Annotated in this window: 11 protein-coding genes and 1 pseudogene; 7 read left to right on the plus strand and 5 right to left on the minus strand. The window is 62.7% G+C overall.

Annotated elements, in window-relative coordinates:
* Positions 1–144: pseudogene (locus CQ12_RS47785) on the plus strand (metallophosphoesterase); the annotation flags it as partial.
* 9 nt (positions 145–153) lie between these two features.
* Here the strand turns inward: CQ12_RS47785 and CQ12_RS27055 are convergent.
* The 4 genes from CQ12_RS27055 to CQ12_RS27070 form a co-directional block, all read right to left on the minus strand.
* Positions 154–864: a glycine-rich domain-containing protein gene (locus CQ12_RS27055; protein WP_057838334.1), complete on the minus strand. Its 711-nt coding sequence runs from the start codon at positions 862–864 to the stop codon at positions 154–156.
* A 28-nt stretch (positions 865–892) separates the two neighbouring features.
* A complete protein-coding gene (locus CQ12_RS27060; RefSeq protein ID WP_057838335.1) occupies positions 893–1,450 on the minus strand; it encodes a hypothetical protein in 558 nt (185 codons plus the stop codon).
* A gap of 257 nt (positions 1,451–1,707) precedes the next feature.
* Positions 1,708–1,917: a DUF4170 domain-containing protein gene (locus tag CQ12_RS27065; protein ID WP_057838336.1), complete on the minus strand. Its 210-nt coding sequence runs from the start codon at positions 1,915–1,917 to the stop codon at positions 1,708–1,710.
* A 41-nt stretch (positions 1,918–1,958) separates the two neighbouring features.
* The gene (locus tag CQ12_RS27070) at positions 1,959–3,590 is read right to left on the minus strand and encodes an isocitrate lyase (protein ID WP_057838337.1); all 1,632 of its coding nucleotides are present in this window, start codon (positions 3,588–3,590) and stop codon (positions 1,959–1,961) included.
* A gap of 180 nt (positions 3,591–3,770) precedes the next feature.
* On the opposite strand from CQ12_RS27070, the gene CQ12_RS27075 reads away from it, so the two are divergent.
* From CQ12_RS27075 to CQ12_RS27085, 3 genes are all read left to right on the plus strand, one after another.
* Positions 3,771–5,216: a helix-turn-helix domain-containing protein gene (locus tag CQ12_RS27075; protein ID WP_057838354.1), complete on the plus strand. Its 1,446-nt coding sequence runs from the start codon at positions 3,771–3,773 to the stop codon at positions 5,214–5,216.
* Between the two features lie 312 nt (positions 5,217–5,528).
* Positions 5,529–5,780 (plus strand): hypothetical protein, encoded by a 252-nt coding sequence (locus CQ12_RS27080; protein ID WP_057838338.1) that lies wholly within the window; start codon positions 5,529–5,531, stop codon positions 5,778–5,780.
* Positions 5,781–6,044: 264 nt separating this feature from the next.
* The gene (locus CQ12_RS27085) at positions 6,045–6,326 is read left to right on the plus strand and encodes a hypothetical protein (RefSeq protein ID WP_057838339.1); all 282 of its coding nucleotides are present in this window, start codon (positions 6,045–6,047) and stop codon (positions 6,324–6,326) included.
* 135 nt (positions 6,327–6,461) lie between these two features.
* Here CQ12_RS27085 and CQ12_RS27090 read toward each other — a convergent pair whose 3' ends face one another.
* Complete coding sequence (locus CQ12_RS27090) at positions 6,462–6,869, minus strand: VOC family protein (protein ID WP_057838340.1); 408 nt, start codon at positions 6,867–6,869, stop codon at positions 6,462–6,464.
* Between the two features lie 182 nt (positions 6,870–7,051).
* Here CQ12_RS27090 and CQ12_RS27095 point away from each other — a divergent pair, with 182 nt between their 5' ends.
* From CQ12_RS27095 to CQ12_RS46755, 3 genes are all read left to right on the plus strand, one after another.
* Entirely contained in the window at positions 7,052–7,264 is a 213-nt protein-coding gene (locus CQ12_RS27095) for a hypothetical protein (protein ID WP_057838341.1), read from the plus strand.
* Positions 7,265–7,465: 201 nt separating this feature from the next.
* Positions 7,466–8,704, plus strand: a complete 1,239-nt coding sequence (locus CQ12_RS27100; protein WP_057838342.1) for a glycosyltransferase — start codon at positions 7,466–7,468, stop codon at positions 8,702–8,704.
* A 105-nt stretch (positions 8,705–8,809) separates the two neighbouring features.
* Positions 8,810–9,023, plus strand: a 214-nt coding sequence (locus CQ12_RS46755) for a glycosyltransferase (protein ID WP_245310182.1), incomplete at its 3' end; no start/stop codon positions are given.

Raw genomic sequence — 9,023 nt, forward strand, 5'->3', positions numbered from 1 at the left:
CTGGCGCACCGGCATTATCCGGCCGCGGCCTACAACCTGTTTTCGATCGCGCGCGAGGGAGAAAAATGGCGCTGCGTACAGACCGTGCGCGCGGTCGATGCCGACTTCCGCGTCAAGCAGATCAAGCAGGCGACGCTGCTCTAGGTTCTTTTCTCAATCCCCGCCGCCACCGCAGCCGCCGCCTCCATCGCCGCCACCGCCCCCGTCGCCTCCCCCGCCATCACCGCCTGCATCGCTGCCGGCTTCGCCGAACCCGTCTGTGCTGCCGTCGACCGACCCATCGGCGAAATCGCCGGCGCAATACGCAGCCCCGCTGCCGTTCTTGCGCAGTTCGTCGCAGTCGGGGTGATAGACGAAGCCGTTTGCGACCTTGAGCTTGCTGTCGAGCGCAAACAACAGCGGCAGGCGCGTCGGCCTCACCGGGTCGATGTTCTCGTATTTGCAGCAATACCACCAGACGCGGCGCAGGCCCTCGTTGCTCTTGCGGTGCTCGCTGAGCACGACGGCGGGCGTGTGGTGGAGGAAGCCGCCGAAGGCGCGGCGGCAGAACGCGTCGTAGTCGCGCGTGTACAGGATGAATTCGTGCCAGAGATCGTCGGCGACCTGCGAGGGCATCGAGACGTGGTGCTTGCCGCTCATGAGATAGGCAAGGAAAAACTGCCGCAGACCGCGCGAGACCAGCGCGCTGTCCTTGCGCTGAAAGCCGGGATGATGCTTCTCCAGCCGTTCGAGCAGCCCGCGCGGCCAGCGGAAAGTGCGGATGAATTCAGCGCGGCGCAGCGTCTGCCATTTTCCATACAGGCTACGGCCGATGAGGAGCACAATCACAGCCACGATGATATTGCCGACTATGACGGCTGACACTGTGCCCCCTGCTGTTTCGACTAGAGCTCTAGAAGTTCTTCAGGCTCGCATACAGCGCCAGCCCGAACAGCGCCACGGCGCCCAGCACGAAGCCGAGCACGAACATGCCGATGCCGCGCCCGCGTGGCTTCTTCTCCACGACCGGCTCGGCGGCCGCGGGCGTTGCCACCATCGCATGCTCGCGCTCGATCATGCGGCGCGCGACATAGCCGGTGACGGCATCGACGATGACGGGCACATCATGCGACTCGGCGATCACGATGCGGCCAAAGCGCGTGTCCTGCACGAAGCGGTAGATGCGCTTGTCGCGTCCCATCACGACATGCGCGACCACGTCGATCCACAGCCGCGGCGTCTCGCCCTGGCTGACGCCGCGATCGAACAGGTCGACCTGCTCCGGCACCTCGGCGAACAGGGGATCGAGCGCCTCGTTCAGGATCTCGAGCCGCGCCACCTCGGCATCGCGCAGTTCGACCACGACGCCGGTGCGGTCGGCGGCTTCGATACGGGCCTGGCGCAGCGCATCGCGCAGCCGGGTCGGTCGCATGTCTCGGGCTTCGTTGCCGGTATTTTGCGCATTTGACATCGGGAGCCGCCTTTATCCTGCGAGGGTTAGCCCGATTAACCTAGCAGTAACCATGCCTTGCGCAATGGTTGTTTGTTTTCAATAGCTTACCACTCCACAGGCTTGAGAGCCCCCGGCCAGAGCCCCCTTACCCGGCCCCTCTCCCGGGGAGAGGAGACGCAAGCACCGCCTTGCCAACGCAAACGGCCCCACCCGGTTTTCCGGATGGGGCCGCCTGTCCTTGGGGCGTTTCCCTAACTCTTGTTGGCAGCAGCCGCTCAGGCCGAGATGCGCGAGGGCTCTTCCACGATGGAGAAGCGTACGCCGGCCTTGTGACGGTTCTCTTCCGACACGACGCGCCACGCATCCTCGGCTTCCTTGCGGGTCTTGAACGGACCCTGAACCTGGGCCGAGCCTTCCACGAGCTTGTGGAAGTTCATCGAGCCGAACTCGCCGCCAATCACCCAGAAATTGCTGCCTTTGGTCATGGTAGTCTCCTGTTGTCCAAGTAGCGTGATCGTTTCAGGCGTTAGCCGAACTGATTCATCGTGTTGTGGGCGCCGCCCGCCTTCAGCGCGGCTTCACCGGCGAAATATTCCTTGTGCTCGTCGCCGATATCGGAGCCGGCCATGTTCTGATGCTTGGCGCAGGCGATACCCTGACGGATCTCGGCGCGCTGAACGTTCTTCACATAACCCAGCATACCCTGCTCGCCGAAATATTCCTTCGCGAGATTGTCAGTCGACAGAGCTGCCGTGTGATAGGTCGGCAACGTGATCAGGTGGTGGAAGATGCCGGCGCGCTTGGCCGAATCGGCCTGGAAGGTGCGGATGCGCTCGTCGGCTTCGATGCCGAGCGGCGTATCGTCGTATTCCGGCTTCATCAGCTCGGCCCGGTTGTACTTGCTGACATCCTTGCCGGCTTCCTTCATCGCGTCGTACACCTGCCAACGGAAGTTGATCGTCCAGTTGAACGACGGCGAGTTGTTGTAGGCCAGCTTCGCGTTCGGAACGACCTCGCGAATGCGGTCGACCATCTTGGCGATCTGCTCGATATGCGGCTTCTCGGTCTCGATCCACAGCAGGTCCGCGCCGTTCTGCAGCGAGGTGATGCTGTCGAGCACGCAGCGATCTTCACCCGTACCAGGACGGAACTGGTAGAGATTGCTGGCAAGGCGCTTCGGACGCATCATCTTGCCGTCGCGGTTGATGATGACATCACCGTTGCGGGCATTGGCCGGCGTCACTTCCTCGCAATCCAGGAAGCTGTTGTACTGGTCGCCGATGTCGCCGGGCTTGTGGCTCACGGCGATCTGCTGCGTCAGGCCAGCGCCGAGCGAGTCGGTGCGGGTCACGACGACACCGTCTTCGATGCCGAGTTCAAGGAAGGCATGGCGGCAGGCCCGGATCTTGGCCAGGAACACCTCGTGCGGCACCGTCACCTTGCCGTCCTGGTGACCGCACTGCTTTTCGTCGGAAACCTGGTTCTCGATCTGCAGGGCGCAGGCGCCTGCCTCGATCATCTTCTTGGCGAGCAGGTAGGTCGCTTCCGCATTGCCGAAGCCGGCGTCGATGTCGGCGATGACGGGCACGACGTGGGTCTGGAAGTTGTCGACCTTTTCGATCAACTCCTTTTCCTTCGCCTTGTCGCCGGCCTTGCGGGCGACGTCGATGGCGCGGAAGATATCGTTGAGCTCACGGGAGTCCGCCTGACGCAGGAAGGTGTAGAGCTCTTCGATCAGCGCCGGCACCGAGGTCTTCTCGTGCATCGACTGGTCGGGCAGCGGTCCGAACTCGGAGCGCAGCGCTGCGATCATCCAGCCGGACAGATACAGGTAGCGGCGATCGGTCCTGCCGCCGAAGTGCTTCTTGACCGAGATCAGCTTCTGCTGCGCGATGAAGCCGTGCCAGCAGCCCAGCGACTGGGTGTACTTGGTGGGATCGGCGTCATAGGCCGCCATGTCGGCGCGCATCAGCGCCGCGGTGTAGCGGGCGATGTCCAGGCCGGTCTTGAAGCGATTCTGCAGACGCATGCGCGCCACGGCTTCGGCGGTGACGCCATTCCAGGTCGGCTTGGTCTTGAGCAGCGCTTGAGCAGCTTCAATCTCGCTGAGATAGGAAGCCGGTCCCTGGGTGCTGATGCCGCGTGGCTGGTAGTTCATGTGCGTGATCCTTCAATCGACAATCTTGACAGTGCATTGCGAAACGTCCGGAGAGATAAACGCCAGAATCTCGATTTCGCCTAGACTGCTTGATTTCGAATGGTGATGTCATGTAACATATAAACTTGTCACATGTGTCATTTTGTAAATTTTGTCACAATGAAGGTCAAGGAACCTGCCATGGCCACCGACTCCGGAAAGAAGCTTTTCGTCGGCCCCCGCTTCCGGCGGATCCGCCAGCAGCTCGGGCTGTCGCAGACCCAGATCGCGGAGGGCCTCGGGATTTCTCCGAGCTATATCAACCTGATAGAGCGGAACCAGCGCCCGGTGACGGCGCAGATCCTGCTCCGGCTGGCGGAGACCTATGACCTCGATCTGCGCGATCTCGCCACCGCCGACGAGGACCGGTTCTTTGCCGAGCTGAACGAGATCTTCTCCGATCCGCTGTTCCGCCAGATCGACCTGCCGAAGCAGGAACTGCGCGACCTCGCGGAACTCTGCCCCGGCGTGACTCATTCCCTGCAACGGCTCTACGCGGCCTACACCGAGGCCCGCCGCGGCGAGACGCTGGTCGCGGCGCAAATGGCCGACCGCGACGAGGGCGCCCGGTTCGAGGCCAACCCGATCGAGCGCGTGCGCGACCTGATCGAGGCCAACCGCAATTACTTTCCAGAACTGGAACAGGCCGCGGAAAACCTGCGCGACGAACTGAACGTCTCCGCCGAGGAGCTGTTCGCCGCGCTCTCCGTGCGCTTGCGCGAAAAGCATTCGATCGTCACGCGCATCATGCCCGTCGACGTGATGCGCGAGACGCTGAGGCGGTTCGACCGTCATCGCCGGCAGCTTCTGATCTCCGAACTGGTCGACGGCTCGGGCCGCGCCTTCCAGCTCGCGCTGCAAATTGGCCTTGCCGAATGCAGCGCGGCCATCGACGCCATCGTCAACCGCGCTGGCCCGCTCGACGACACGCCGCGGCGGCTCTACCGCATCACGCTCGCGAATTATTTCGCCGCCGCCGTGATGATGCCCTACCAGCCGTTCCATAGCGCGGCGGAGACGCTGAACTACGACGTGCATGTGCTGGCGCAGCGCTTCAATGCCGGCTTCGAGCAGGTCTGCCATCGCCTGACCACGCTGCAGCGGCCGAACGCGCGCGGCGTGCCGTTCTTCCTGCTGCGCGTCGACAATGCCGGCAACGTCTCCAAGCGTTTCTCCTCCGGCACGTTTCCGTTCTCGAAGTTCGGCGGCACGTGCCCGTTGTGGAACGTGCATTCGACCTTCGACACGCCGGACCGCCTGCTCAAGCAGGTGATCGAGCTGCCCGACGGCACGCGTTACTTCTCGATCGCCCAGATGGTGCGCCGGCCGATCGCCCCGCACCCGCAGCCGCAGCCGCGCTTCGCGATTGGTCTCGGCTGCGAAATCCGTCATGCGACAAAACTCGTCTATGCCGCAGGGATGGACCTGGAGAAGGCCGAGGGCACGCCGATCGGCGTCAACTGCCGGCTCTGCGAACGCGAAAACTGCAGCCAGCGCGCCGAGCCGCCGATCACGCGGACGCTGATCCTGGACGAGAATACGCGGCGGGTGAGCTCGTTCGCGTTTTCGAATGCAAGGGAGTTGTGAGGGCGTATCCGCTTCTCTCTTGTCGTCGCCCGGCTTGACCGGGCGATCCAGTACGCCGTGGCTTCTCGGCACGATCACTGACGCCTCTGGAATACTGGGTCACCCGCCTTCGCGGGTGATGACAACCAAACATGATCTCGCATCCTCGCAGCGCGTTTGCGCCCGAGTTATGCTTGAAGTCTTTCGCCCCAAAAATCTGGAAGATGAAGGACTGTTCATCAGCATTAAGCCTCGCGGTGCAATCGGGAAAAAGCGGAACACGACCGCGAGCGGAGAGTTGCCTTGGTCACCTGCAACCAACAGGAGAGACCAATGCTGAAGACATTGATTACGGTTTCGACCGTGCTGCTCGCCACCACGGCGTTTGCGCAGACCACGAAGTCTCCGGGCTCGTCGGAGAACGCCCCGGGACAGAAGATGCAGAAGAGCACGAAGTCAACCGCGCCGGGCGCATCCGAATACGCGCCGGGGCACCAGAAGAACACCGCCAAGGGCCCCGGCCATTCGGAAAGCGCGCCGGGCAAGCAGACCACGACTGGATCGGCTGCGAAAAAGAAGTACTAGTTCTCCGACAGCGCGGCCCGGCATCGACGCCGGGCCGTTTCGCGTGCGCGCGTCCACAGGTTCGATCCTTCTACAGGCCTCTGGCGACACTGGCGCAGTGCGATGCATCAATATACCGCTTCATCTCACCGGAAAGCCGCTTCTGTGTCCCACTGGTGACGATCACATTTAAAACGTGGGTATTCCGCAATTTTGCGATGGAACGGCCAAGCCGATTCGCTAGTTTTGTAAGCAGCGAATCTGAAACCCGTGGATGCTGGACCGATGTTGCGACGCGTCAAGCTGATGAACCCGTTCGAGATCGTCCAGGACCGTATCGCGCCGGACCGGCCGCAGCCGCAACCGGTCGAGCCGAAGGTCGTCAATCGCACCGCCCGTGCCACGCCGGTCTGCGCCGCCTGCGGTTCCGACGACATCATCTGCCACGCGACCGCGCAATGGAGCAACGAAGCGCAGGAATGGCAGCTCGCCAACACGTTCAATCAGCCGGCGCGCTGCAACACCTGCCACAGCGACTGCAACCTGGTGTGGCTGACGCTGAACTAGCGGCGCGATGGCAAGAATGTAGCCCGCATGAGCGCAAGCGACATGCGGGAACGCGCCGGATAATAATCTCTACGACATGCCTAACCAGGTCCCGGATATCGCTTTCGCTCATCCGGGCTACGGTTCTTGCCCGCCTCAAATCTCCGCATACACCTCCAGCAGGTTTCCATCGGGATCCCTGAAGAACAGCGTGCGATGGCCAAAACTCTGGTCTTTCGGCGGCTCGACTAGATCGACGCCGTGCCGCACCAGTTCGTCGGCGCAGCGATCGACGTCCTCAGCGGCAACCCTGAACGCGAGCTGCAGCGACGCGCTTCCCGCAGGCGTCGGCGCATCTTTTGCGGTCCGGCTCGGCCGCGCCAGCGCGAGCGTGTTGCCGCCGATCTGGTATTCGATCCATCCGTCCGACAGCTCACGCGTCAGGGATAAGCGGAGGATGCCCTCGTAAAAGCGGCGCATCGCCGACATGTCGCGCACGAAGATGACGGTGTAATCGATGGCGCGGATGGATTGGAAGGGTGAAGGCGTTTGTGGTTCACTCACGGCCGGTTTCCGTCGATGCTTTGATGAACGGGCGATTGTCGCATGGCGGAAGGCGCATCGACAACGCCTTGATCGCGGCAAACAAGGGCAGGTGAAGGTGAAGCGGCCTCCGTTGGCTTTATCACGACGTTAATCTCGCACAACCTAGGTTGATCAACCGCATGGAAACCGGGTGATCTGCTGTGGACTCCCTTGAAGGCGCTCTTCGCCTCGTCGGCCTGATTTTCGGGTGGCTGTTTGGCTGGCCGCTGCAGCTCTTCCGCCGCTGGCTGGATCGCCAGCCGGATCGCGATCCTTCGCAGATTTCAGCGCTCGAGAGATTCGGGCGGCTCTCGCTCGGCGTGTTTCTGACACTCTGCGTTCTGCTGCCGCTGGGTTGGCTGATCTTCAGGTGACGACGATAGCGGACAGCCAGCACCCTGCATGAACAAGTCGTTCATCCAGGCGGCACTTACCACAATTTCCCGTCCGCTAGCCGAACGAACAATGGCCCCATCGGGAACGCAGCCCGGCAAGCGCCGTTAGTGACGAGCGCACCGTCCAGGCGTCAGGCGCCGATGAATGGCAACGCGGTGGAAACCACAAGGAGGCACCTGATGTCGCTGGCAACTCCAGACATCGACCGGTCGACGCTCGGCCTGCACTCGCTCGAGCAGTACGCGCCGATCATCGGCCGGAAGGCGGCCGAGCGGATTGCAGGCAAGGCCGAACGGTTGAGCACGCTTCGCGTCGCCCATGTCAGTTCCACGTTCTATGGTGGCGGTGTCACCGAGATTCTCACCCCGCTGACCCTGATGATGAACGCGATCGGCATCGAGACCGACTGGCACCTGATCCAGGGCACGCCGGCCTTCTTCGGCTGCACCAAGAAGCTGCACAACATGCTGCAGGGCGCCGACATCGACTTTCCCGAGGTCGACCGGCAGATCTACGAGCAGGTGGTGTTCGAGAACGCCACGCGGATTCACGTCGAAGAGTGCGATGCAGTGATCGTCCACGATCCGCAGCCGCTGCCGCTGGCGCACCACATCGCGGAACGGCGGATGCCGTGGTTTTGGCAATGCCATGTCGATCTTTCCTCGCCGCACCCGCCGACATGGAAGTACCTGCGGCAATTCATCGGGCAATACGATGCGGCGATATTTTCGCTGCCGGAATATGGCCAGAACCTCGGCATCGATGAACTGTTCGTCACGCCGGCGATCAATCCGTTCGCCGCCAAGAACGTCGAATTGTCCGATTCCGAGATTGACGATTGTCTGTCGCAGCACGGCATTCCGCCCGAACGGCCGCTGGTAGCGCAGGTGTCGCGGTTCGACGTGTGGAAGGATCCGAAGGGCGTGATCGAGGCCTTCCGTAAGGCACGCAAGGAAGTGGACTGCACGCTGGTCCTGATCGGCAACAATGCGAGCGACGATCCCGAGGGCGAGACCATCCTTGAAGACATCAAACGCTCGATCGACGACGACATCATCGTGCTCGCCGTCGACGATCCGATCCTGGTGAATGCGCTGCAGCGCCGCGCCGCCGTGATCCTGCAGAAGTCGACCCGCGAGGGCTTCGGCCTCACCGTCACCGAGGCAATGTGGAAGGGTGCGGCCGTGATCGGCGGCAATGTCGGCGGCATCCGCCGGCAGATCGTCGACGGCGATAACGGATTTCTGGTCGATGGCGTGGATCAGGCGGCGGAACGCATCGTGCAGATCCTGAAGGACCCGGCGTTGCGCCGGCGGCTCGGTCGCCGCGCCAAGGAAAGCGTGCGCGAAAAATTCCTGATGAGCCGCCTGTTGGAAGACTGGCTGGATATCCTCGCGCGCTATCAGCGGCCGGTTTGACGATCGCGCGGTGAAAATCCCGCGTGCGTGCGGAACGCCTCGCGGGAGAGACGGTTCAACTCCCGGCGCAGGACCGGAGCCTAACTGCAGAAGGTGGATACCAACATGCGGATCGCGCAGGTCGCTCCCCTCGCCGAAAGCATTCCCCCCAAACTCTATGGCGGCACCGAACGCGTCGTGGCGTGGCTGATCGAGGAGCTGGTAAAGCTCGGCCATGAGGTGACGCTGTTTGCGAGCGGCGATTCCAAAACCCGCGCCGAACTCGAGCCGGTGTGGCCGCGGGCGCTGCGGCTCGGCCGTCCGAAGTCGGACCCGATGG

Origin of the sequence: Bradyrhizobium jicamae (genome assembly GCF_001440395.1) — a bacterium.
Lineage (GTDB): Bacteria > Pseudomonadota > Alphaproteobacteria > Rhizobiales > Xanthobacteraceae > Bradyrhizobium > Bradyrhizobium jicamae.

What these genes read in the sequence shown, in the direction of transcription:
- CQ12_RS27075 (WP_057838354.1), top strand. Translation starts at nt 3,771, where the DNA reads ATGGCCACCGACTCCGGAAAGAAGCTTTTCGTCGGCCCCCGCTTCCGG.
- CQ12_RS27080 (WP_057838338.1), top strand. Translation starts at nt 5,529, where the DNA reads ATGCTGAAGACATTGATTACGGTTTCGACCGTGCTGCTCGCCACCACG.
- CQ12_RS27070 (WP_057838337.1), bottom strand. Translation starts at nt 3,590, where the DNA reads ATGAACTACCAGCCACGCGGCATCAGCACCCAGGGACCGGCTTCCTAT.
- CQ12_RS27100 (WP_057838342.1), top strand. Translation starts at nt 7,466, where the DNA reads ATGTCGCTGGCAACTCCAGACATCGACCGGTCGACGCTCGGCCTGCAC.
- CQ12_RS27065 (WP_057838336.1), bottom strand. Translation starts at nt 1,917, where the DNA reads ATGACCAAAGGCAGCAATTTCTGGGTGATTGGCGGCGAGTTCGGCTCG.
- CQ12_RS27060 (WP_057838335.1), bottom strand. Translation starts at nt 1,450, where the DNA reads ATGTCAAATGCGCAAAATACCGGCAACGAAGCCCGAGACATGCGACCG.
- CQ12_RS27085 (WP_057838339.1), top strand. Translation starts at nt 6,045, where the DNA reads ATGTTGCGACGCGTCAAGCTGATGAACCCGTTCGAGATCGTCCAGGAC.